Consider the following 22,595-nt stretch of genomic DNA (forward strand, 5'->3'; position numbering starts at 1 on the left):
CGCGGTTTTTAACAGCAAAACCGGATGCGGGGCCAGTCTGAAATTCTGAACATTACGTGCAGTTTTTCAGCGTCGGTGCAATCCGCCGCCACCGCCAAACGAACGGTTCATCATTTGTGAAGAATGGTTGAAGTTGTGCGTGCGCTGATTGCCGAGACTGCGTGCGGCGGATTCGCGGTTGAGATTCTGCAATTGCGCATTGTTGTTCGCGGGTCTGGTCCGGTTGGCACCGCTGCCGGCCACGGACTGCCAGCCGTTGTCGGTTTTCTTGTAAACGTTGCCGTCGCGCCCGGCATAAACGTTGTCGCCGACCCGCGCAGCGCCGCCGTCGCGGCCATGAATGCCACCGTATTGCGTGGTGTTGCCGGTATTGGGGTTGTAAACGGCGCCGCGATTGGCACTGACGTGAGTGCCGCTGCGGACGTTGCCAGCGCTAACCCGTTCTCCGGCGATGGCGCCGCCGTTCGGGCCGACTGCCACGCCGCTGCGCCCGGCAGCGTAGTTGCCGGTGTAGGCGTTGTGCACCGCGCCACGTTGCCCGGCGGCGGCAATGCCGGTACGCGAGTTGTACGAGGCGCCAACCTGGCCGGCCCAGCGATTGCCGGTCCAGGCGTTGTAACCGGCGCCATAACGGCTGACCGTCGCGCGATCACCCCACTGATGATAAAGATTGCCGGTGGTTCCGGCCCAGCCACCCGGACCCCAGGCCACCGCGCCGCCGCGATAACCGTAGGCTGCGCCACCCCAGGCCAGCGGCGCCGGGTACAGACGCGGACCCCACGCATAGCCCCAGCCGTAATTTCCCCACCACGGATAGGCGCCCCAGCCCCAGCCCATGGCGACGGTGTTGCCGCCCCAGCTCCAGCCGAATCCGAAGCCGAAGGTCCAGCCAGTCCACGGCGTGTAACGAATCGCGACGCCGAAACCATAGGTCACCGGCGGCCCGTACCAGACGCTACCGACCCACGGCGTATACGGATAACCGGTGCCGTACACCACAACGCCAGTCGCCGGATCCAGCGTCGAGCCTTGATAGCCCGGCGTGTAGCCGACCACCACGGTATCGCCGCTGGATTCGTAAACCTTCACGTACGTGAGGTAGTGCATCGGCGAGCTGGGCGGAATCGAATAAATCACCGCTGGCACTGAAGTTGCCGCGCTCCACGGCCCGTTCAGCGAGGTGGCGCTGAACCAGATGCCGTTCTCCACCGCCCACCAACTGTCGTTGCCGACTCGAATAATCGGTGTAGCGCTGTTGATCACGTATTGCAGCGGCGTATTGCTGATCGCTTTGAGCTGCGGCTCACCGTCAAATTGCGGTGTCGTCATCTTCACCGCGCTCTTGTTGATCGCCGACGTCTGCGGGATGGTCGCCGCAATGGCCGCCTCCTGCGCCTGTGGCGTGCCGGCTACCGAGGCCTTGACGTTCTCTTTGGCGCTGTCGTCAGGAATATTGGCAAAGTCGGCCGGCAGTTTGTCTGCCGGGACAAAGGTCCATGGCCCGCTCATGTCGCTGGCGCGGAACCAGCGCCCGGAGATCAGCACGTAACTGTTCTGGTCGCCGATTTCCTTGAAAATGTGCCCGGTGGTGTTGCTCACGTACAACAGGCTGGTGCCCTGAATCGGTTGCCATTGCGCGGCGCCGTCGGTCACCAACAGTTCCGTTGGCGTGGTGGCGAGGAAGATTTTCGGCTGCGGCGGCTTGGCCAGGCTGGGAATCTTGTCCTTCGGATCGCTTTGCCCGGTGAGCAGGTCCACCTGGCGGCTCTTGATCGCCGCCTGTTTGGCTTTTTCCAGACTGGCCGGCGATGCGGCGAGGCGCGTGTAATCGCCGGCCAATTGATCGGCAACCATCCAGCCGTCGAATACGTGCAGGTAATGTCTGCCTTGGGCATCCTTGAGCAGCAGTGGGCGCGTGTTGATCACCCGTTGCAGCTCCGTTCCTTCAACCGGCCGATAAGCCGCCTCGCCGTCGATGTATACGAGAATTGCCGGGCTGTCCGAGCTGATAATGGTCGGCGGCGTGTTTTCCAGCGGTGCACCGTCGGCTTTCTGTTCGGCGTTGAGCACGCCAACCGCCGCTTCCAGTTGATCGAGGGAGATGGTTTTCTTGCGGCTCTCGGCATCTTTTTTCAGGATGGCGAGCCACGTGTCGGCCTGTTTCGCGTCGGCGGGGAAATCCGCCTTGATGATCTGGTACTGATCGAGCGCGACCCAGCGAGTGGCCTTGTCGACGAGGGTGTGAGCGCTGAACTGGACGATGCCGTAGGTGGACTTGCCATCGGCAGCCGTGGCTTCGACCGCCGCGCGGGCACTGAGCGTATAGCCGTCCCAGCTGTCGAGCTGCGGCTGATACACCGTCAGCTTGCTCTTGGCGCTGCTGATCACCTGCGGCCATGTCGGCTCGCTTGGCGCCGCGTTCGGCTTTGCCGCCGGTGCGGCTGCCCAGGCATTGCCAAGTGTCAGCAGACATAACATCAGCAGCGAGGGTAAAGCGCTCAGGAAAGGCATCGTCAGCTCCATCGACACACCGGTTTGCAAGGCGCAACCGGGAAAACACAACCGTCGAAAAAGCATAGCCGCCTGCCGGGGATTTACCCGGCTGATCGAGCCGTTAGCGCAAAGTCGAGTGTGGCAATGTGTTGCGATGTGCTATTTCAAGGCATGCTTGTTTCAAATCATTTTCGAGAGGCCGTCATGTTCAATGCCATTCTGATCGACAAAGACGACAGCGGTTATCGCGCCAATCTGCAGCAAATCGATGAGCAGCAACTGCCCGAAGGCAACGTCAGCGTGAACGTGGCTTACAGCACCCTGAATTTCAAGGACGGCCTGGCGATTACCGGCAGCAGTCCGGTGGTACGCAAGTTTCCCATGGTGCCGGGGATCGATCTGGCGGGGACTGTCGAGTCCAGTTCCCATGCGGATTTCAAGGCGGGCGATCGGGTGCTGCTCAACGGTTGGGGCGTCGGTGAAAGCCACTGGGGCGGACTGGCGCAAAAGGCCCGGCTCAACGGTGACTGGCTGATTCCACTGCCCGAAGCTTTCACCCCGGCGCAAGCCATGGCCATCGGCACCGCCGGCTACACGGCGATGCTGTGCATTCTGGCGCTGGAGCGCCATGGCGTGACGCCGGATCACGGTGAAGTGTTGGTCACCGGCGCCAACGGCGGGGTCGGCAGCTTTGCCATTGCCTTGCTCAGCAAGTTGGGATACCGCGTGGTGGCATCCACCGGCCGCGTGTCCGAGCATGAATATCTGGAGCAATTGGGCGCTGCCGAAATCATCGATCGCGCCACCTTGTCCGAACCGGGCAAGCCATTGGCGAAGGAGCGTTGGGCGGCGGTGGTCGATTCGGTCGGCAGCCATACATTGGCCAACGCTTGCGCCAGCACGCGTTCGGAAGGCGTGGTTGCGGCATGCGGGTTGGCGCAAGGCATGGATTTCCCGGCCTCGGTAGCGCCGTTCATTCTGCGCGGCGTGACGCTGGCTGGAATCAACAGCGTGACCCAGCCCAAAGCACGCCGTATCGAGGCCTGGGACCGGCTGGCCAAGGATCTGGATATCTCATTGCTGCAATTGATCAGTCACGAAATCAGTTTGAGCGAAGCCCTTGAGGCTGCGCCCAAACTGCTCGCCGGGAAACTGCGGGGCAGGGTGGTGGTCGACGTCAATCGTTGAGTTCGCGCTCAAGCAGTTGGCGTTTGCGCTCGACGCCCCAGCGGTAGCCGGAAAGGTTGCCATCGCTGCGTACCACGCGGTGGCAGGGAATCGCCACCGCCAGGCGGTTGGCCCCGCAAGCCTGGGCCACCGCACGCATCGAAGTCGGCGCGCCGATACGTTGCGCGATTTCGGCATAACTGGCGGTGCGGCCTGCGGGAATCTCCCGCAGCGCCTGCCAGACGCGCTCCTGAAACGCGGTGCCGCGTATATCCAGCGGCAAGTTCAGGCCTTTCGCCGGTGCTTCGACAAAGCCGACGACGCTGGCAATCAACTGTTCAAATTCGCGGTCGGCGCCGATCAGGTTGGCCTTGCGAAACTGATCCTGCAGGTTGCAGACCAGTTGATGCGGATCGTCGCCGAGCAGAATCGCGCAGATCCCACGTTCGCTTTGCGCCACCAGAATCGCCCCAAGCGAGCATTGGCCAACGGCAAAGCGAATGTCGTTGTTCTGCCCGGCGGCGCGGTAATCGGTGGGCTTCATGCCCAGCAGTTGATCGGCTGATTCGTAAAAACGGCTGTTGGAGTTAAATCCGGCGTCATACAGCGCGTCGGTCACCGAGCCGCCGTCCGCCAGGCGCGCACGCAGCTTGCGTGAACGATTCGCCATGGCGTAAGCCTTGGGCGTCAGGCCTGTCGCAGCTTTGAATACTCGATGGAAATGAAAAGGGCTGAGGCCGGCGCTCGCCGCGAGGCTGTCGAGCGCGGGCAATGTCTCGCACGCTTCGATTTGCCGGCAGGCCGCTGCGATGATCGCCGCGTGCTGCGCGTCATTCTGGTCCTTGCTGGCGCGTTTGCTTGCCCGGTATCCCGCTGCTTCGGCCATTTCGGCGGTGTCGAAAAACTCGACATTCTGCGGTTTGGGCAGGCGCGCAAGGCTGCTCGGTCGGCAATAAACGCCGGTGGTTTTTACTGCGTAGACAAACTGCCCGTCCGCACGCGGATCGCGCGCAACCACGGCAGCCCAGCGTGGATCGTCTTCAGTTCTGATCGTCTTCGAAAGCGTGTCCATGAGAGGGAATCCGTTGACCTGTTTGAGTCAGGTTAACCAGCATCGTAACCCGCGACACTCCGCGCCTTGCGGTCAAACTTTTACTGATCGCCAGCAACGCGGAAGGTGATGTTGATGCGCCGTTCGCCCAAGAGCGGGTGCTGGCCGGGTTTGATTGGCAGCACGCCGTGATAGCGCAGACGGTCCACGCCGCCCCAGACCACCATGTCGCCATGCAGCAGCGGGATGCGCCGGGTTTTATCGCTGCGTTCGAAACCGCCGAACAGAAACATTGCCGGCAACCCCAGCGACAACGAAACGATGGGCGCGGCATAGCCCTTTTCGTCCTTGTCCTGATGCAGCGACATCTTGGCGCCGGGGACGTATTGGTTGATCAGGCAGGAGTCGGCCTGAAAACCCGGGAAGCCGGCGCGTTTCGCCGCCTCGTGGGCCAAATCGGCAAACACCGCCGGCATCGATGGCCACGGCAAGCCGCTGAGAGGATCGACGCTGGAATAGCGGTAACCGCTGCGATCAGTGATCCAGCCCAACTGCCCGCAGCTGCTGGTGCCAACCGACATGCTGAAACCGCCGGGCGTGACCATGTGGCGTAGCGGGGCGGCGGCAAGAATGGCTTCGAGCTCGGTCAGCAGTTGCTCGACCTGCGGCAAGGCGAATCCGCGCAGCACCCACGATTGTTCGCCGATCTGCTCGGCGCGGGCTTGCTGTACGGGTTCGTTGTCGGCGAACAGGTCAAACGTGGTCGGTTGCATGATTCGGTTACAGCGCTTTGCTGACCTTGATGTCACTGAGTTCTTCGTCAGCGTGCATTTTCTTCAGCGCCGCTTTCGCTTCCTCGTCAGTGCCGGTTTCCAGTTCGGCGAACTCGAAACGCTGTTCACCGTCCAGTTTGTACTTGATCACGTATTTGGTTTTTTGCGCCACGGTCATGTTTCCCTTTCAGAATAGGCTGTGCGTCTCAGCTCAGTTTGGTGCTGGAGCGACGGATGATCTTGATCGAGTGGGTCAGCGTCGGCTTGCGAGTCACGCTGATTGCGCGGCGGTTGACGGTGTCGATGGTGATGTTCCAGAAGCCGGTGCTCGGTGCGGTGATGCGTGCCGGAAACGTGTCGAACGCGCCGCCGTGGTAAGTGTGACGGCCGCCGTTTTTGAAGCTGCGGAAGTTGGCGTCGTTCATCAAACGGATGTTGCACATCTGCGAGCATTGAATGACGACGATGTCGTCTTCGTTGAGGTGCTCGCGCTGGTGAATGAATTTCATGGCGCCTCCAGAAGGGCTTTTTCTACTAAATCAAAACGATAGCTTGTCGATGGGCGCAGTTTATCAGCCCGCACGGGTTATTATCTGGCCGTCGGGCGTTGCTTTGACAAATTTTGAACAGAACTTCGCCATGGCAGGCGGGTTAAATGCACAAGGCCCCGGAGAAAAGCGGCATTTGTGCTGTCGGACGGTCTTTGACGGAGGATTGATATGAAGTGGGGTGTGGTGTGTGTGCCGTTGATTCTGGCGATGGCCGGTTGTGCAAATGTTTCCGAAATCAATGAAACACTGCCAACCATGAGCGTGATCTCCGGCAAAAAGCCCCAGGAGTATGCGCAATGCCTGACCGACAAGCTCGCTGACAGTCGCGGCGCGTTGCAGGTGCAGCCGCAGAAGGACGGAGTACGAGTCATCGTCCCGGGCAAGCTTTCCTCAGGCCCGGCAGCCGTGTTTGATATCGAAGATCGCGCCGGCGGCAGCAGCATCAAGCTGCATGAGCGCATGTCCAACGTGCCGGTTCGCCCTCGCGATGTACAGAAAGCCGCGAACGCCTGTATTTCCGGCTGATAGACTAGCGAACATCAGCACCCGATGCCGTCACAGTCCTGCTGTGGCGGCATTGTCATTTATGGAGTCGCGATGAAGCGAGAGCATGTGCGGGAGCGCCACGCAGAGGGCCTTATCTCTGCCACCCATGTCATCCAGAACCCGGCGAATCCGGGTGAATGGATCGTGTTTTTCAAGAAAAGTGCAGGGCGCAGCTACTTTTTGGTGGATGACAATGACGAAGTCGAGTCCTTCAATCGGCTCGATGATCTGATCGAGGTCGTCCGTGGCCTCGGGATCAAGTTTGCCGAAATCCACATGTAAGGCTTACTTGCAGACGACCACGACGTTGCGCGTCTTGTAATTGCCAACGTCAACGCCGAGGGTTTTGTCATCTTCCTTGGGCGCCGGCGTGCCATCGGTGCCGACGATGCGATAACCGGTGCCAGCGCAGGAGGCATCGGCCTTTTCGTAGCACATGGCCCAGGAGTTGGCTTCGCCGGAACAGTCGATGCTCAGACCCTGTTCGCCATTGTTCAGATAGGTGGGCTGCGAAGTGGCACAGCCGCTCAATACCAATACCGCGAAAAGCGGCTGCAGTTTGTTCAGGTTCATGGTTGCGTGGTCTTCAAGTGGGGGGACTGCATGCTCTGACAGCGCCGCGATGAAAAGGTTATAGCGATTGGCCACTTGTTTGCCAACAAGGCACAAAAAAGCCCTGCGTTCTGGCAGGGCTTGGCGCAAGTGCTGGCAGGATCAGTCTTGATCTTTACCACGGCGCTTGGAAGAAGCAGGTGTATCGGTGAACACCGAGGCTACATCCGTCGCCATCTGCTCGCTGTCGAAAGGCCCGGCGATATGTTCGCCGTTGGTGGTGGTCAGCGTCCACTTGCCGTCTTTCTTGTCGATCACATACCCGTTGATGATTTTTACCGCAGCCATCTGGTCATTCTCGTTCGCTGGTTCAAAGACGCCATGATAGCGGCAAATGCTCGCATTGGGGGCTGATAAGCGTATGGTGATCCTGTTTGCCCGAATCTTGAGCTACGCTGATTCCGCCGCTGAAATACCCGGATGGAACTATCCGCGCGAATATTTCTCTATGTTGGCATCGGTTAGCCAGCGCGGGGCATTGTAAGGCGCACGCCGCCTGATTAGACTGCCTCGAAACTCGTACACACAGCCTTTTCAAGGACTTATATGATCAAGAAATGCTTGTTTCCAGCAGCCGGTTACGGCACTCGCTTCCTCCCAGCGACCAAAGCCATGCCTAAAGAAATGCTGCCGGTGGTAAACAAGCCACTGATCCAGTACGGCGTTGAAGAAGCACTGGACGCGGGCCTGACTGAGATTTCCATCGTCACTGGCCGTGGCAAGCGTGCTCTGGAAGACCACTTCGACATCAGTTACGAGCTGGAAAACCAGATCAAGGGCACCGACAAGGAAAAGTACCTGGTCGGCATCCGCAAGCTGTTGGACGAGTGCTCGTTCTCCTACACCCGTCAGACCGAAATGAAAGGTCTGGGCCACGCGATCCTGACTGGCCGCCCGCTGATCGGTGACGAACCGTTCGCCGTGGTCCTGGCGGACGACCTGTGCGTCAACATCGATGGCGACGGCGTGCTGACCCAGATGGTCAAGCTGTACAAGCAGTTCCGCTGCTCGATCGTCGCTATCCAGGAAGTCGATCCGCAGGAAACCAACAAGTACGGCGTAATCGCTGGCGAAATGATCCGCGATGACATCTACCGCGTACACAGCATGGTCGAGAAGCCTAAGCCGGAAGACGCGCCGTCGAACCTGGCGATCATCGGTCGCTACATCCTGACCCCGGACATCTTCGACCTGATCGAACAGACCGAGCCAGGCAAGGGCGGCGAAATCCAGATCACCGACGCCCTGATGAAGCAGGCCCAGAACGGCTGCGTGATGGCCTACAAGTTCAAGGGCAAGCGTTTCGACTGCGGTGGCGCTGAAGGCTACATCGACGCGACCAACTTCTGCTTCGAAAACTTCTACAAGACTGGCAAAGCTTACTGATAGCGTTTGCCTCGTCTGCAAAAGAAAGCCACCTCCGGGTGGCTTTTTCATTTTCCGCCCTTATATGGATGGCAGTGCTTGCCCAATGGATGACTGCGGGTATGCTGATGGCCTGCCGAGGAGATAGAAATGGCCTACGATTTTGACCTTTATGTGATTGGTGCCGGTTCCGGCGGTGTGCGAGCTGCGCGGTTTGCCGCAGGCTTCGGGGCGAAAGTGGCGGTGGCCGAGAGCCGTTACCTGGGTGGCACCTGTGTCAACGTCGGTTGCGTGCCGAAAAAGCTGCTGGTCTACGGCGCGCACTTTGCCGAGGACTTCGAGCAGGCGTCCGGTTTCGGCTGGAACCTGGGCGAGGCCAACTTCGACTGGGCCACGCTGATCGCCAACAAGGATCGCGAGATCAATCGCCTTAACGGCATTTATCGCAATCTGCTGGTCAACAGCGGCGTGACCCTGCACGAGGCGCACGCGAAAATCGTCGGGCCGCACGAGGTTGAGGTCAACGGCGAACGCTACACCGCCAAGAATATCCTGATCGCGACTGGCGGCTGGCCGCAGATTCCCGAAATTCCGGGGCACGAGCACGCGATCGGTTCGAACGAGGCGTTCTTCCTGAAAGAGTTGCCCAAGCGTGTGCTGGTGGTTGGCGGCGGTTATATCGCGGTCGAGTTCGCCGGGATTTTCCATGGTCTCGGCGCCAACACCACGCTGCTGTATCGCGGCGATTTGTTCCTGCGTGGTTTCGATGTGTCCGTGCGCAAGCACCTGCAAGAAGAATTGACCAAGCGCGGCCTCGACCTGCAATTCAATGCCGACATCGCGCGCATCGACAAACAGGCCGACGGCAGCTTGAAGGCGACGCTCAAGGATGGTCGCGTGCTCGAAGCCGATTGCGTGTTCTACGCCACTGGTCGGCGTCCGATGCTGGACAATCTGGGTCTGGAAAACACCGATGTTCAGCTCGATGACAAGGGCTTCATCAAAGTCGACGACGAGTATCAAACCACCGAGCCGTCGATTCTGGCGCTGGGCGACGTCATTGGTCGCGTGCAACTGACACCGGTCGCGCTAGCCGAAGGCATGGCCGTGGCGCGGCGTCTGTTCAAGCCGGAGCAATACCGCCCGGTGGACTACAAGATGATTCCGACCGCCGTGTTCAGCCTGCCGAACATCGGCACAGTCGGTTTGAGCGAAGAAGAAGCGCGCGATTGTGGCCACGAAGTGGTCATTTTCGAAAGTCGCTTCCGGCCGATGAAGCTGACCCTGACTGACTGTCAGGAGAAAACCCTGATGAAGCTGGTAGTCGATGCCAAGACCGACAAGGTGCTTGGCTGCCACATGGTCGGCCCGGACGCTGGCGAGATTGTGCAAGGTCTGGCGATCGCCTTGAAAGCCGGCGCGACCAAGCGCGACTTCGACGACACCATCGGGGTGCACCCGACGGCTGCCGAAGAGTTTGTGACCATGCGCACGCCGGTCAGCGCTTAAGCGTCCTCCGCTTTGGCTGAGTCTGGCGCTGCCGCAACGGTAGCCGCCAGACGCTGGCTCTCTTCCAGGCTCGCCTGAGCCTTGAGCAACTCCTTTTCCAATGACTGATTGAGCTGCGTCTGTTCGTCGACGCTCTGCTTGAGCGCCTGGCTTTCCAGCGTCGCGACGCGCAGACGTTCCTGGAGGAGGGTGCGCTCGCTATCCGTGCGCGTCGCCTGCTCGAGCAATTGATCCTGCCGCTGATTGCTCTGCTTGAGCTGATCCTGCAACAAGTTCAGCTCGCGCTGGGTGCCACGGTTCTCGGTGAGCAGGCGTTCGTTGTCGCGGTGCAACTGTGTGATCTCATCCTGACGCACCAGCGCGCTCTGCTGGGCTTGGCGTAGCTCGGCCTGGATCTGCTGGATTTGCCCTTCGTGGCGGGCCTGTTCCTGCTCGCGCTGTTCCTTGGTGGCGTTACGGTAATGCTCCAGCGCATCGCGGGCGTGCAGGTGTTTTTCTTCCAGTGAGCGGATCTGCTCGTCCTTGTCCTGCAAGCGCAATTCAAAATCGGCCAGTGCCTGGTTGAGACCGGCGTTGCGCGTCTGTTCGGTTTGCAGCATCGAGCGGGTGTTACTCAGCGCCTCGGATTCGCGTTGCAGTGCGGCGCCTTGAATGTCGTGATCGTGCTCGAGTTTTTCCAGCGCCTGGCGAACCTGTTTCAGCTCGGTCTCCAGTGCTTCGCGTTGCTCTTCGAACTGTTCGCGGGCTTGCTCGATAGGCTCCTGCGCCTGTTCTTTCAGGCGCTGGGCGAGGCGAGAGACGAGGGCGGTCAGCTCATCATCGATCGGTTCTGCTGACGTTTCTGCTGGTTGTGCGCCGTCATCCAGTTCTTTCAGATAGCGATGGATCGTGGTTTTCGAGCCGGTGTTGCCCATTTCGATGCGTACTGCATCGATGCTTGGGTGTTCGCCGCGAGCCAGGATCGCTGTGCGCGCGATTTGCACCAGTGCTTTGGTAATGCCGCCACGGGCCATGTGAACTCCTACGGTTACGTACTGTGGTACATGCCACTAAAGTACGCAGTGTACCATGCTGAAAATATAGGTAAACATTTGAAATAAAACAGGCGGGATATACTGGTATTACCCAATGTCAGGCGGCAAAATGCGCACCTGCATGAGTCAACCCGTACACAAGCGAGAAAACTGCCCATGAGTGACATCGATCGATATCTGCAAGCCGCCACCCGGGACAACACTCGCCGCAGCTATCGCATGGCTATCGAGCATTTCGAGGTGACGTGGGGCGGATTTCTCCCGGCTACTGCCGACAGCGTTGCGCGCTATCTGGTGGAGCACGCCGGAGTTCTGTCGATCAATACGCTGAAGTTGCGTCTGTCCGCGCTGGCGCAGTGGCATAACAGTCAGGGCTTTGCCGATCCGACCAAGGCGCCAGTGGTGCGCAAGGTGTTCAAGGGCATTCGCGCCTTGCACCCGGCGCAGGAAAAACAGGCTGAGCCGTTGCAACTGCAGGATTTGCAACGAGTGATCGATTGCTTGGAGCAGGAGGCGCAAACCGCCCGCCAGGATCAGGACCGCCCGACCTTGCTCAAGGCTCATCGGGATCGCGCGCTGATTCTGCTGGGCTTCTGGCGCGGCTTTCGCAGCGATGAGTTGTGCCGCCTGCAGATCGAGCATGTGCAGGCGAGCGCTGGCAAGGGCATCACTTTGTATCTGCCGCGCAGCAAGGGCGACCGGGAAAACCTCGGGCAGACCTACCAGGCCCCGGCGCTGCTCAAGCTGTGCCCAGTGCAGGCCTATATCGATTGGATTACAGAGGCTGCGCTGGTACGCGGCGCGGTGTTCCGCAGCATTGATCGCTGGGGCAATCTGAGCGAGGAGGGCCTGCACGCCAACAGCATCATTCCGCTGCTGCGCCAGGCGTTGCAGCGCGCCGGGATTGCCGCCGCCAACTACACCAGCCATTCACTGCGGCGTGGCTTTGCCACATGGGCGCATCAAAGCGGCTGGGATCTAAAATCACTGATGAGTTACGTTGGCTGGAAGGACATGAAATCCGCCATGCGCTATGTTGAGGTAAGCCCATTCCAGGGAATGGCTCGGATTATGGATAAGCCGGATCAAGCGTAGAGATCGTTTTCTTCTATTAATACAGTCAGCTAATAGCGAAAACAAATCAGCAGCATCAGGTTTGCCAATGAGCCTTCCGTCGAGTGAGTGGGTAGGATTCACCCATCAACTTCATAACCCCTGACGGAGAGTCATCGATGCCTATCATCAACAGCCAAGTAAAACCGTTCAAAGCTACCGCGTTCAAAAACGGCGACTTCGTTCAAGTCTCGGATGCTGACTTGAAAGGCAAGTGGTCCGTAGTGTTCTTCTACCCAGCCGACTTCACTTTCGTTTGCCCAACCGAGCTGGAAGACCTGGCCGACAACTACGCTGAGTTCAAGAAGCTGGGCGTGGAAATCTACAGCGTTTCGACCGACACCCACTTTGCTCACGCTGCCTGGCACAACACTTCGCCAGCCATCGGCAAAATCGAATACACCATGATCGGCGACCCGACCCACGTCATCTCGCGCAACTTCGACGTGCTGATCGAAGAAGCTGGTCTGGCTGACCGTGGTACCTTCGTGATCAACCCTGAAGGCCAGATCAAAATCGTTGAACTGAACGATGGCGGCGTTGGCCGTGACGCTTCCGAGCTGCTGCGCAAGATCAAGGCTGCTCAGTACGTCGCTGCACACCCAGGCGAAGTTTGCCCGGCCAAGTGGAAAGAAGGCGAGGCCACTCTGGCTCCGTCGCTGGACCTGGTCGGCAAGATCTAAGTCTGTGACATGCAACGCAGGGCGGCACGCCGCACCTTCTTAAGTTAGCTGCACCGCCCAATAAAAATGCCCGGGCGAGATTCGCTCGGGCTTTTTTTCGCCTCAAATAAAGGAAATCGCCCGTATGTTGGACGCCAATCTTAAAGCCCAGTTGAAATCGTACCTGGAACGGGTCACCCAACCGATCGAGATCGTTGCATCCCTCGACGACGGTGCGAAATCCCGTGAAATGCTGGACCTGCTGAAAGACGTTGCCAGTCTTTCGAGCCTAATTACCCTGATCGACAGCGGTGACGATGCCCGCAAGCCATCGTTCTCGATCAATCGCCCTGGAGCCGACATCAGCCTGCGTTTCGCCGGCATTCCAATGGGCCATGAATTCACCTCGCTGGTGCTGGCGCTGCTGCAAGTCGGCGGCCACCCGTCGAAGGCCAGCGTTGAAGTCATCGAGCAGATTCGCTCGCTCAAAGGCGAGTTCAGCTTCGAGACTTACTTCTCGCTGTCTTGCCAGAACTGCCCGGACGTCGTCCAGGCGCTGAACCTGATGGCCGTGCTCAACCCGAACATCCGCCACGTCGCCATCGACGGCGCGCTGTTCCAGGACGAAGTCAACGATCGCAAGATCATGGCCGTGCCGAGCATCTACCTCAACGGCGAGAACTTCGGCCAGGGCCGTATGGGCCTTGAGGAAATCCTCGCCAAGCTCGACACCGGCGCCATCGTCCGTCAGGCTGAGAAGATCAGCGCCAAAGAAGCCTTTGACGTGCTGGTCGTCGGTGGGGGCCCTGCTGGTGCTTCGGCGGCTATTTATGCCGCACGTAAAGGCATCCGCACCGGTGTCGCGGCTGAGCGTTTCGGCGGTCAGGTGCTCGATACCATGGCCATCGAGAACTTCATTTCCGTGCAGGAAACCGAAGGGCCGAAACTGGCCACGGCGCTGGAAGAACACGTCAAGCAGTACGACGTCGACATCATGAACCTGCAACGCGCCGACAAGCTGATCCCGGGCAAGAACGGTGAGCTGCATGAAGTCCACTTCGCCAGCGGTGCAACTTTGAAAGCCAAGAGCGTGATCCTCGCCACCGGCGCACGCTGGCGCGAAATGAACGTTCCGGGCGAGCAGGAATACCGCAACAAGGGCGTGGCGTACTGCCCGCACTGCGACGGCCCGTTGTTCAAAGGCAAGCGCGTGGCGGTGATCGGCGGCGGTAACTCCGGCGTTGAAGCGGCCATCGATCTGGCCGGTATCGTGTCGCACGTAACGTTGCTGGAATTCGACGTGCAACTGCGTGCCGATGCCGTGCTGCAACGCAAGCTGCACAGCCTGCCGAACGTCACCGTGATCACCAGTGCGCAAACCACTGAAGTCACCGGCAATGGCGAGAAGGTCAACGGTCTGCGTTACAAGGATCGCACCACAGATGAGCTGCGTACGGTTGAGCTGGAAGGCATCTTCGTGCAGATCGGTCTGCTGCCGAACACCGATTGGCTGAAGGGCACCATCGAGCTGTCGCCGCGTGGCGAGATCATTGTCGATAATCGTGGCGAGACTTCGATCTCGGGGATCTTCGCAGCGGGTGACGTGACGACTGTGCCGTACAAGCAGATCGTGATCGCAGTGGGCGAGGGCGCCAAGGCTTCGCTGAGTGCGTTCGATCACTTGATTCGCACTTCGGCACCGGCGTAACTGCCAGGTCGAAAACGAAAAAACCCATGAGCGATCATGGGTTTTTTATTGCGCGTGGAAAGCCACCCCTCACCCCAGCCCTCTCCCGAGGGAGAGGGAGCCGACCGAGGTGTCTGAAATCATCCATCGACCTGAGAGAGCCGGTCGATTATGGATTCACCGCCAATCGTTCAAGTCGGCGTAATTCTCCAACATCCCGCAATCAGTCCCCTCTCCCTCTGGGAGAGGGCTAGGGTGAGGGGCTTTCAGCTTTTACAGCGGCGCAGGCTGAATGATTTCGACCCAGTAGCCATCCGGATCCTTGATGAACGCCAGGCTCTTCATCCGGCCATCGGTCAAACGCTTCTGGAAATCGCAACCCAGCTCTTCAAAGCGTGCACACGCTGCGACGATGTCCGGCACCGAAATGCAGATGTGGCCGAAACCGCGCGGGTCGGTGTTGCCGTTGTGATAGGCGAAGTCGGCATCGTTTTCGGTGCCGTGGTTGTGGGTCAGTTCGAGAATGCCCGGGATCGATTTCATCCATTCGGTACGCGCGGCGTCGTCGGCCGGGATCTGCGCTTTGTCGACCAGCGCGAGGAAGTACAGGCTGAATTCGGCTTCCGGGAAATCGCGCTTCTCGACCAGCGTGAAACCCAATACGCGGGTGTAGAAATCCAGCGACTTGGTGATGTCCTTCACGCGCAGCATGGTGTGGTTGAACACGAAGTTGCGGGTTGCGCTGTCTGGCGTGGCGGTCACGCCGGGAAAAGTGTTCAGTTCGTTGAGGCTCATGGGCCCTCCAATTACAATGGGCGAGTGAATGGGCGCAATGATACGCATGCCGGCCGGCATCGCCAAATGCAAGGCGGGCTTGCCCTGCGCGAGGGCGGGGCTCAGACTTTGCCTTCTATCTACGAGTGCGTCCGGCAATGATCCGACTGTTGAAATCTGTGTTTGTTTTTTTTGCTTTGTCGTCAGCTGTGGTTTTCCCCGCGATGGCCGAACCAAGTATCACTTGGCCGACGGGCTGGGAGGTTGAAGCATTGCCGGAAAGCGCGCCGCCAGTCTCGCGGCAGCGGGCGGTGAAGCTCGATGCTGATGGCAATCAGGTGATGGTGATGGAGTTGACCATGACGCAAGTGGAGGCGGGGCATCAGGTCAATTTGCAAGGCGTGCTGCTGGAAATGCGCAAATCGATCCAGAAAGATTTCTTCCGCAGTGGTTATCAGAGCGTTTGCAACAGAATTCATCCGGCTGCGCTCGGCTCATTGTCCGGGCTGGAGACGACCTGCACGGTCACCGAGAACGGTCGACACGTATTATCACAAACGTTGGTGGCAGCTGTGGAAACAGACAAGGCTTACGTACTTTCATATGCCGGACAGGCCGAGGTTTATAAGGCGAGCGTCGACGATATAGAAGCGGCGCGCAAAAGCCTGAAATTATAAACGTTCGTACTAACTCGCAGCAGTCCGCTTGCCGGAAAGGATTAAGCACATAGTTTGATCAAGCGCTCGAGGTAACATCGCGCAGCAAAATGTTTAGCCTGATGATTCAGAAGCGTTACACAAATTTCCAACTTGTTCGATGAAAATCATTTCATTTGTTAGATATTGTCAATAAAAAAGCCCTGCATCAGGCAGGGCTTTTTGTTGGCGTCAGATTAACCGCGCAACCATGAATCCACGGTGGCTGCACCGTACTGCTCTTTCCAGGCTTTCAGACCGCGATGGTTGCCGCCCTTGGTTTCGATCAGCTCGCCAGTGTGCGGGTTCTGATAAACCTTGACCACCCGGGCGCGGCGGGTCTTGGGCGCTGCGGACTGCTGCAGACCGGACTTTGCCGGGTTTGGATCAAGGATGGCGATGATGTCTTTCAGGCCTTTGCCATAGGTTTTCATCAGTCCCTGGAGCTTTTCTTCGAATTCGATTTCTTTCTTCAGCCCGGCATCATTCTTCAGCGATTCCAGCTGTTTGAGCTGTTCCTGAAGGGCCTTTTCAGCTGCGCGAAATTCAGCGAGTCTGGACAATATCTTTACTCCAATAGTGTGTTTGGCTGATACCAACCGCAAACAAAGCTATAAGCCAAGAGCCTGGAAGCGACTCGGTGATAATTGGCTCACCTGCCAGTCTGGCTCAGGTTGAAAAAATTGTAGTAGTTAATGCGACAAGAGTAAATCCTGATGTTGTCGCCATGTAACAACAATGACTTTTTGTATCAATTTGGTGCGGTTGTTCGGCGGGCAGTGTCGGCGATTTAATGATGAGTTAATGCTTCGAGGAAATCAGCGCCAGGCATCGGTCTACCGTACAAATAGCCCTGCAAAAAGTTAACGTTATGCTCGGTCAGGTAATCCGCCTGGGCCTGAGTTTCGACACCTTCGGCAACAATGCCCAAGTCCAGTTTGGCCGACAGTTCAATGATGGAGTCGAGAATATGCCTCGATAGCGCGTCTACGCCGATCATGGCCACGAAGCTCTGATCGATCTTTAGAAAGTCGACGTTGAAGGTGCGCAGGTAACCAAGGCTCGAGTGCCCGGTACCAAAGTCGTCGATCGCGATTTTTACTCCCAGTGCATGCAATTGCTCAAACAGCTTAAGCGTGATGTCGCTCGGCTCGATCAGTTCGCGCTCCGTCAATTCCAGCACCAGTTCGACGCTGCCGGGCGCAAACGCCGCCAAGAGGTCACGACAATCTTCGACCAGCTCCAGATCCTGGCAGTGGCTGGCGCTGATGTTGATGCCGATATGGAAAGGCTTGGCGAAGTTCACAGAGTGCGGTCCCAGCAGGGCCGCAGTCTGTTGCATCAGCGCGCGGGTCATCGGCACGATCAGACCTGAGTGCTCGGCAAATGGAATGAACAGATCCGGGCGTACCAGCCCCTCTTTCGGGTGATTCCAGCGCATCAGCACTTCGGCACCCGACCATCGCTTGCTGTCGCCGTGAACCACGGGCTGGAAGTAAGGAATGAATTCCCCGGCCTCGAGTGCGCGCATCATTTCGTGGCTGGGCGAGGTCGATCGCTTTTGAACGAAGTGGCCAATGGCTCCGGAGATTGCACCGAAGAAAATCAACAGACTGAACAGCGGAGGATATTCAGCCGCCATGTAACGCCGGACTTCGCCCTGGGGGAAACCCGCCGACACTTTGAAGCCGTAACGCTCGGATTCCAGCAGGCTGTGCGCGACCGGCGGGGCAGGCAGTGATCCCTGATGAACTTTGCCGTCGGCGGACAGCCCGTTATCGCCCACTTGCAACGTCAGTAATGTCTGGCGGCCGATCAGGCGCAGGATGTTGCTCAAGTGATAGCCATCCAGAGTGGTCAATGCGCCACCGCGACCGTCGCTGATACGGTAGATCAACAATGCCGTATCAGGCGTCACCGGATTGCCGTTCATCAACCACAGTTTGCCTTGATGATAGTCCCCGGCATTGACGGCTTCCTGGAACGCCCCGAAGAGTGAGCTGCAGTAGAGATTGTTGTCCCAGACCAGATTGGTCGAGCGCACGAAGGGGCGGCGGGTCACTTGTTCGCGCAGGGCCAGTTTCACCTCTTCGCAATTTTTCCCGGCAAGCGGCAGCAGGACCCGAGCGGCTTCTGCCGTGTTATCGAGCATCAGATCGAACTGTCGCAGCGCTTGTTCGGCCGTTTCCTCGGCACTTTGCTGCAGTGTGCGTTCTGCCTGCATATAAAGAATCCCACTGCCCAGTACGATCGGCAGCAGACCGCTGAGCACAGTCACGACGATGCGGGTCCTGCGTTTGCGGCGGGGTCTGCGGGTCAGCGGCATGGACACATCCTGTGGCGTCGAAGTCCGGCCCGATAGACAATTGAGCCAGAGGGGAGAATAGATCGCAGATGGCTATTGCGCCGTACGAAAAAAAGCGGATTTTATACAGAGGGCAGACAGGTCTCGTTACGCTGTGTAGAATCGATTTACGCATACAATAATAATCGTCTTCTGGCAGCAGAAGCCTCGCCCGCAAGAGCCTTGGGTCGACAATGAAGATATTCGGGTTCCAACTGATCTACGGAGACTTCCTCGCGCGCAGCGTGCGTGGCATCTCCTGTGCGCCTCCCTCTACATCACTTTCCTGACAAATAACCCTGGTTAATTGATAAGAAATGATGAGGCGTCACCATGGCAGATTTATACGAAAACCCAATGGGCCTGATGGGCTTTGAGTTCATCGAGTTCGCAGCGCCGACTCCCGGCACGCTGGAGCCGATCTTCGAGATCATGGGCTTCACCAAAGTCGCGACCCACCGTTCCAAGAACGTGCACCTCTATCGTCAGGGCGCGATCAATCTGATTCTCAACAACGAACCCAACAGCGTCGCCTCGTACTTCGCCGCCGAACACGGCCCGTCCGTTTGCGGCATGGCGTTTCGCGTGAAGGATTCGCAGAAGGCCTATTCCCGCGCACTCGAACTCGGCGCTCAGCCGATCCACATCGAAACCGGTCCGATGGAGCTTAACCTGCCGGCGATCAAAGGCATCGGCGGCGCGCCGCTGTATCTGATCGACCGTTTCGGCGAAGGCAGCTCGATCTACGACATCGACTTCGTGTTCATCGAAGGCGTTGATCGCAATCCGGTCGGTGCCGGCCTGAAGATCATCGATCACCTGACCCACAACGTTTATCGCGGTCGCATGGCCTACTGGGCGAACTTCTACGAGAAGCTGTTCAACTTCCGTGAAATCCGTTACTTCGACATCAAAGGCGAGTACACCGGTCTGACTTCGAAAGCCATGACCGCACCGGATGGCATGATCCGCATCCCGCTCAACGAAGAGTCGTCCAAGGGCGCCGGGCAGATCGAAGAGTTCCTGATGCAGTTCAATGGTGAGGGTATCCAGCACGTCGCGTTCCTCACCGACGACCTGATCAAGACTTGGGATCAGCTGAAGAAAATCGGCATGCGCTTCATGACCGCGCCGCCGGACACCTACTACGAAATGCTTGAAGGTCGCCTGCCGAACCACGGCGAGCCGGTCGATCAGCTGCAATCACGCGGCATCCTGCTCGACGGTGCCTCGGAGCAGGGCGACAAGCGTCTGCTGCTGCAGATCTTCTCGGAAACTCTGATGGGGCCGGTGTTCTTCGAATTCATCCAGCGCAAGGGTGACGACGGTTTCGGCGAGGGCAACTTCAAGGCTCTGTTCGAATCGATCGAGCGTGACCAGGTGCGTCGTGGTGTGCTGACCACCGAGTAATCCGAAATGAAAAAATCCCGGCCTGCAGAAATGCAGGGCCGGGATTTTTTTGCTTCATACAAAACCTGTGGGAGCGAGCCTGCTCGCGAATGCGGACTTTCATTCAACAGTCATGTTGACTGGTCTGACGACTTCGCGAGCAGGCTCGCTCCCACATTTGTCTTGTGTTGCATTCAAGAGCGTCGTTGGCGCGTCAAATGCTTGAAGCCTTCGAACACCAGCACCACAACCGCCAGCCAGATCGGGATGTAAGTCAGCCACTCGCCCGACTCGATGCTTTCTCCCAGCAACAACGCCACCGCAAGCAACAACACCGGTTCAACATAACTCAACAAACCAAACAGACTGAACGGCAGCAGGCGGCTGGCGATGATGTACACCACCAGCGCGGAAGCGCTGATCAGGCCGAGCAGCGGAATCAGCCACATCAGTCCTGGATATTGATCGAACACGGCCAGGCCCTGTTCGCCGCCCTGCACAAACCAGTAAGCGACCGGCAGCATCAGGGTCATGTCGACCCACAGGCCACCGAGGTTGTCGGTTTTCAGGTATTTGCGCAGTACGAAGTACAGCGGATAACCGACCACGACCACCAGCGTCGCCCAGGAAAAACCACCCACCTGATACAACTCGTTCAACACGCCGAGGCTGGCGAAAAATACGGCGATTTTCTGCAGGTAAGACAGGCTCTCGCCATAGGCAATCCGCCCGGTCAGCACCATCGCCAGCGGCAACAAGAAATAACCCAGCGATACATCCAGGCTGTAGTCATTGAGCGGTGCCCACATGAACAGCCACAGCTGAACGCCGAGGAGGGCGGAAGAGACCAGCAGCCCGGCGATCAGCTTCGGTCTGGCTGCCATCAATCGGAACAGCTCCAGCACCCGCCGCCATTCCCCGGAAACCAGCATGAACACGGTCATGCACGGCACGGTCAGGAGCATGCGCCAGCCGAAGATCTCCACACCGCTCAGAGGGGTCAGCAGCGACGTGTAGTAATACATGACGGCAAACAGCACCGAGGCTGAAACCGATAGAGCGATACCTTTAGACAAACTGTCCTCGCGGCTTGTTGGTTGAACGGGCGCGCAGGATACGTGGTTTTTGTGCTGAATATTGAGCGGATGCTCATTATTTCCCACATCCAGGAGCCACAAATCCTGTGGGAGCGAGCCTGGGCGCGAAGCGGCCGGCAGAGTCAGCATAGATGTTGCGTCGACTGGCGCTATGCATAATTGCACCGCTTAAACGCAAAAGATCGCAACCTTCGGCAGTTCCTACAGGGAACGCATTCCACAGTAGCTGACGAAGGCTGCGATCTTTTGATCTGCGCTTCTGATTAAGCCCGCAACGTCCGCGTCATCCGCAACGCCAGCATACTCCCGCCAACGATCACCGCCGCCAGCACATACAACGCCGCATCCGTCGAGCCAGTGCTGTCCTTGACCCAACCCACCAGATACGGGCTGAGGAACCCGGCCATCTGCCCCATCGAGTTGATCAGCGCCAGACCGCCAGCCGCCGCGCCCGCGCTCAGCATGGCGGTCGGCACCGGCCAGAACATCGGCAGACCAGTCAGTGCGCCCATGGTCGCGATGGTCAGGCCGAGAATCGCAATCGCCGGATTCGCTGCGAAGTTCACTGCGATCACCAGACCGACAGCGCCCATCAGCATCGGCACCACCAAGTGCCAGCGGCGCTCCTTGCGCAAGTCCGCCGAGCGGCCGACGACCAGCATGAACACCGCCGCGAGCAGGTACGGAATCGCACTCAGCCAGCCGATCACCAGGTTGTCGCTGAAGCCGAGGTTCTTGATGATCGACGGCAGCCAGAAGTTGATCGCGTACACGCCGCTCTGGATGCAGAAATAGATCAGGCCGAAGGCCCAGATCGCAGGATTCTTGAACACCGCAAGCAGCGAGTCGGTGGCGGTTTTCGGTTTGTTGGCGAGGTCTTCGGCGTGGTCGGCTTCGAGCACCGAACGTTCGTGGGCGGTCAGCCATTTGGCGTTGGCAAAGCTGTCGCTCAACAGGAAATACGCCAGTGCGCCGAGGATCACCGTCGGAATGCCTTGCAGCAGGAACATCCACTGCCAACCGGCCAGGCCGCCTTGGCCGGCGGCGAAGTGGTTGAGGATCCAGCCGGAAAACGGGCTGCCAAGCAGACCGGAGACCGGAATTGCCGACATGAACAACGCCATGATCCGGCCACGGCGGAAGGTCGGGAACCACTGCGAGAGATACAGCACGACGCCCGGGAAGAACCCGGCTTCAGCGGCACCGGTGAAAAAGCGCAGGGTGTAGAACTCGGTCGGGGTGGTGACGAACAACAGGCAGGTCGACAGCGCGCCCCAGGTGATCATCATCAAGGCAATCCAGCGCCGAGGACCGAAGCGGGTTAATGCCAGGTTGCTCGGCACGCCGCACAGCACGTAACCGATGAAGAAGATGCCGGCGCCGAGGCCGTACACGGTTTCGCTGAATTTCAGTGCGTCGAGCATCTGCAGTTTGGCGAAGCCAACGTTGACCCGGTCGAGGTAGTTGAACAGATAGCAGATGAAAATGAAGGGAATCAAACGCAGGGTGATGCGTTTGTAGACGGCGTTTTTACCGTCGTCGATGGTCTGGGTAGCTGCGGCGCTCTGCGACATAGCGGCTCTCTCTTTATTATGATTTTTTGCGATGCAAAGGGTAACGTTGATCGCCCTGAGAGTCTCGGCCACCTTTGGCCGGATTGTCTTTGTGCCTGAGCACAGGGTTTGCCGCCAGACCCTGTGCGGCTGAACAACCGTTCGTGCCTGAACTGAAGG

23 protein-coding genes are annotated in these 22,595 nt (G+C 58.6%); 10 read left to right on the forward strand and 13 right to left on the reverse strand.

Going from position 1 to position 22,595, the window contains the following annotated elements; genetic code table 11:
• Nucleotides 1–66: 66 nt before the first annotated feature.
• Nucleotides 67–2,511, reverse strand: coding sequence for an autotransporter (locus tag D8U61_RS23810; protein ID WP_130927768.1), 2,445 nt, complete (start codon nucleotides 2,509–2,511; stop codon nucleotides 67–69).
• 186 nt (nucleotides 2,512–2,697) lie between these two features.
• On the opposite strand from D8U61_RS23810, the gene D8U61_RS23815 reads away from it, so the two are divergent.
• Nucleotides 2,698–3,681, forward strand: a complete 984-nt coding sequence (locus D8U61_RS23815; RefSeq protein WP_122746107.1) for an MDR family oxidoreductase — start codon at nucleotides 2,698–2,700, stop codon at nucleotides 3,679–3,681.
• Here D8U61_RS23815 and ada read toward each other — a convergent pair.
• From ada to D8U61_RS23830, 4 genes are all read right to left on the reverse strand, one after another.
• The gene (gene ada, locus D8U61_RS23820) at nucleotides 3,671–4,732 is read right to left on the reverse strand and encodes a bifunctional DNA-binding transcriptional regulator/O6-methylguanine-DNA methyltransferase Ada (RefSeq protein ID WP_130886936.1); all 1,062 of its coding nucleotides are present in this window, start codon (nucleotides 4,730–4,732) and stop codon (nucleotides 3,671–3,673) included. The two genes, D8U61_RS23815 and ada, sit on opposite strands and share 11 nt — an antisense overlap.
• An 80-nt stretch (nucleotides 4,733–4,812) precedes the next feature.
• Nucleotides 4,813–5,484, reverse strand: coding sequence for a DNA oxidative demethylase AlkB (gene alkB / locus D8U61_RS23825; protein ID WP_122704144.1), 672 nt, complete (start codon nucleotides 5,482–5,484; stop codon nucleotides 4,813–4,815).
• Between the two features lie 7 nt (nucleotides 5,485–5,491).
• Nucleotides 5,492–5,662 (reverse strand): hypothetical protein, encoded by a 171-nt coding sequence (locus tag D8U61_RS27855; RefSeq protein WP_016774926.1) that lies wholly within the window; start codon nucleotides 5,660–5,662, stop codon nucleotides 5,492–5,494.
• 28 nt (nucleotides 5,663–5,690) lie between these two features.
• The gene (locus tag D8U61_RS23830) at nucleotides 5,691–5,993 is read right to left on the reverse strand and encodes a DUF1883 domain-containing protein (protein ID WP_007912251.1); all 303 of its coding nucleotides are present in this window, start codon (nucleotides 5,991–5,993) and stop codon (nucleotides 5,691–5,693) included.
• A gap of 210 nt (nucleotides 5,994–6,203) precedes the next feature.
• Between D8U61_RS23830 and D8U61_RS23835 the strand changes: the two genes are divergently transcribed.
• The gene (locus D8U61_RS23835; RefSeq protein WP_016774925.1) at nucleotides 6,204–6,560 is read left to right on the forward strand and encodes a hypothetical protein; all 357 of its coding nucleotides are present in this window, start codon (nucleotides 6,204–6,206) and stop codon (nucleotides 6,558–6,560) included.
• 72 nt (nucleotides 6,561–6,632) lie between these two features.
• Nucleotides 6,633–6,863: a hypothetical protein gene (locus D8U61_RS23840; RefSeq protein WP_016774924.1), complete on the forward strand. Its 231-nt coding sequence runs from the start codon at nucleotides 6,633–6,635 to the stop codon at nucleotides 6,861–6,863.
• 3 nt (nucleotides 6,864–6,866) lie between these two features.
• Here D8U61_RS23840 and D8U61_RS23845 read toward each other — a convergent pair whose 3' ends face one another.
• The gene (locus tag D8U61_RS23845; RefSeq protein WP_016774923.1) at nucleotides 6,867–7,154 is read right to left on the reverse strand and encodes a hypothetical protein; all 288 of its coding nucleotides are present in this window, start codon (nucleotides 7,152–7,154) and stop codon (nucleotides 6,867–6,869) included.
• 141 nt (nucleotides 7,155–7,295) lie between these two features.
• Nucleotides 7,296–7,481 carry a hypothetical protein gene (locus D8U61_RS23850; RefSeq protein ID WP_016774922.1) on the reverse strand — a complete coding sequence of 62 codons (186 nt, stop codon included), beginning with the start codon at nucleotides 7,479–7,481 and terminating at the stop codon, nucleotides 7,296–7,298.
• Nucleotides 7,482–7,739: 258 nt separating this feature from the next.
• Here D8U61_RS23850 and galU point away from each other — a divergent pair, with 258 nt between their 5' ends.
• Both galU and gorA read left to right on the forward strand, forming a co-directional pair.
• Nucleotides 7,740–8,579: a UTP--glucose-1-phosphate uridylyltransferase GalU gene (gene galU, locus D8U61_RS23855; protein WP_024013124.1), complete on the forward strand. Its 840-nt coding sequence runs from the start codon at nucleotides 7,740–7,742 to the stop codon at nucleotides 8,577–8,579.
• A 129-nt stretch (nucleotides 8,580–8,708) separates the two neighbouring features.
• Nucleotides 8,709–10,067, forward strand: coding sequence for a glutathione-disulfide reductase (gene gorA, locus D8U61_RS23860; RefSeq protein ID WP_130927769.1), 1,359 nt, complete (start codon nucleotides 8,709–8,711; stop codon nucleotides 10,065–10,067).
• On the opposite strand, the gene D8U61_RS23865 is transcribed toward gorA, so the two are convergent.
• Nucleotides 10,064–11,080, reverse strand: a complete 1,017-nt coding sequence (locus D8U61_RS23865) for a DNA-binding protein (RefSeq protein WP_130901587.1) — start codon at nucleotides 11,078–11,080, stop codon at nucleotides 10,064–10,066. The two genes, gorA and D8U61_RS23865, sit on opposite strands and share 4 nt — an antisense overlap.
• A gap of 177 nt (nucleotides 11,081–11,257) precedes the next feature.
• Here D8U61_RS23865 and D8U61_RS23870 point away from each other — a divergent pair, with 177 nt between their 5' ends.
• From D8U61_RS23870 to ahpF, 3 genes are all read left to right on the forward strand, one after another.
• On the forward strand, nucleotides 11,258–12,196 hold the full coding sequence (locus D8U61_RS23870; protein WP_130927770.1) for a site-specific integrase: 939 nt from the start codon (nucleotides 11,258–11,260) through the stop codon (nucleotides 12,194–12,196).
• Nucleotides 12,197–12,333: 137 nt separating this feature from the next.
• Nucleotides 12,334–12,897: an alkyl hydroperoxide reductase subunit C gene (ahpC, locus tag D8U61_RS23875; protein WP_016774916.1), complete on the forward strand. Its 564-nt coding sequence runs from the start codon at nucleotides 12,334–12,336 to the stop codon at nucleotides 12,895–12,897.
• A 124-nt stretch (nucleotides 12,898–13,021) separates the two neighbouring features.
• Nucleotides 13,022–14,584 (forward strand): alkyl hydroperoxide reductase subunit F, encoded by a 1,563-nt coding sequence (gene ahpF / locus D8U61_RS23880; RefSeq protein ID WP_130927771.1) that lies wholly within the window; start codon nucleotides 13,022–13,024, stop codon nucleotides 14,582–14,584.
• 252 nt (nucleotides 14,585–14,836) lie between these two features.
• Here ahpF and gloA read toward each other — a convergent pair whose 3' ends face one another.
• Entirely contained in the window at nucleotides 14,837–15,358 is a 522-nt protein-coding gene (gloA, locus tag D8U61_RS23885) for a lactoylglutathione lyase (RefSeq protein WP_130927772.1), read from the reverse strand.
• A gap of 137 nt (nucleotides 15,359–15,495) precedes the next feature.
• On the opposite strand from gloA, the gene D8U61_RS23890 reads away from it, so the two are divergent.
• Entirely contained in the window at nucleotides 15,496–16,014 is a 519-nt protein-coding gene (locus tag D8U61_RS23890) for a DUF4946 domain-containing protein (protein ID WP_130927773.1), read from the forward strand.
• 215 nt (nucleotides 16,015–16,229) lie between these two features.
• Here D8U61_RS23890 and D8U61_RS23895 read toward each other — a convergent pair whose 3' ends face one another.
• Both D8U61_RS23895 and D8U61_RS23900 read right to left on the reverse strand, forming a co-directional pair.
• Nucleotides 16,230–16,595, reverse strand: coding sequence for a histone-like nucleoid-structuring protein, MvaT/MvaU family (locus D8U61_RS23895; RefSeq protein ID WP_016774912.1), 366 nt, complete (start codon nucleotides 16,593–16,595; stop codon nucleotides 16,230–16,232).
• A gap of 227 nt (nucleotides 16,596–16,822) precedes the next feature.
• Nucleotides 16,823–18,358 (reverse strand): EAL domain-containing protein, encoded by a 1,536-nt coding sequence (locus tag D8U61_RS23900; protein ID WP_130927774.1) that lies wholly within the window; start codon nucleotides 18,356–18,358, stop codon nucleotides 16,823–16,825.
• A gap of 351 nt (nucleotides 18,359–18,709) precedes the next feature.
• Here D8U61_RS23900 and hppD point away from each other — a divergent pair, with 351 nt between their 5' ends.
• Nucleotides 18,710–19,786, forward strand: coding sequence for a 4-hydroxyphenylpyruvate dioxygenase (gene hppD, locus D8U61_RS23905; RefSeq protein ID WP_016774910.1), 1,077 nt, complete (start codon nucleotides 18,710–18,712; stop codon nucleotides 19,784–19,786).
• Between the two features lie 173 nt (nucleotides 19,787–19,959).
• On the opposite strand, the gene rarD is transcribed toward hppD, so the two are convergent.
• Both rarD and D8U61_RS23915 read right to left on the reverse strand, forming a co-directional pair.
• Nucleotides 19,960–20,841 (reverse strand): EamA family transporter RarD, encoded by an 882-nt coding sequence (gene rarD / locus D8U61_RS23910; RefSeq protein WP_016774909.1) that lies wholly within the window; start codon nucleotides 20,839–20,841, stop codon nucleotides 19,960–19,962.
• Nucleotides 20,842–21,125: 284 nt separating this feature from the next.
• Nucleotides 21,126–22,436 carry an MFS transporter gene (locus tag D8U61_RS23915; protein WP_130927775.1) on the reverse strand — a complete coding sequence of 437 codons (1,311 nt, stop codon included), beginning with the start codon at nucleotides 22,434–22,436 and terminating at the stop codon, nucleotides 21,126–21,128.
• Nucleotides 22,437–22,595: the final 159 nt, after the last annotated feature.

Source organism: Pseudomonas sp. Sample_14 (genome assembly GCF_004307515.1).
Classification (GTDB): domain Bacteria; phylum Pseudomonadota; class Gammaproteobacteria; order Pseudomonadales; family Pseudomonadaceae; genus Aquipseudomonas; species Aquipseudomonas atacamensis.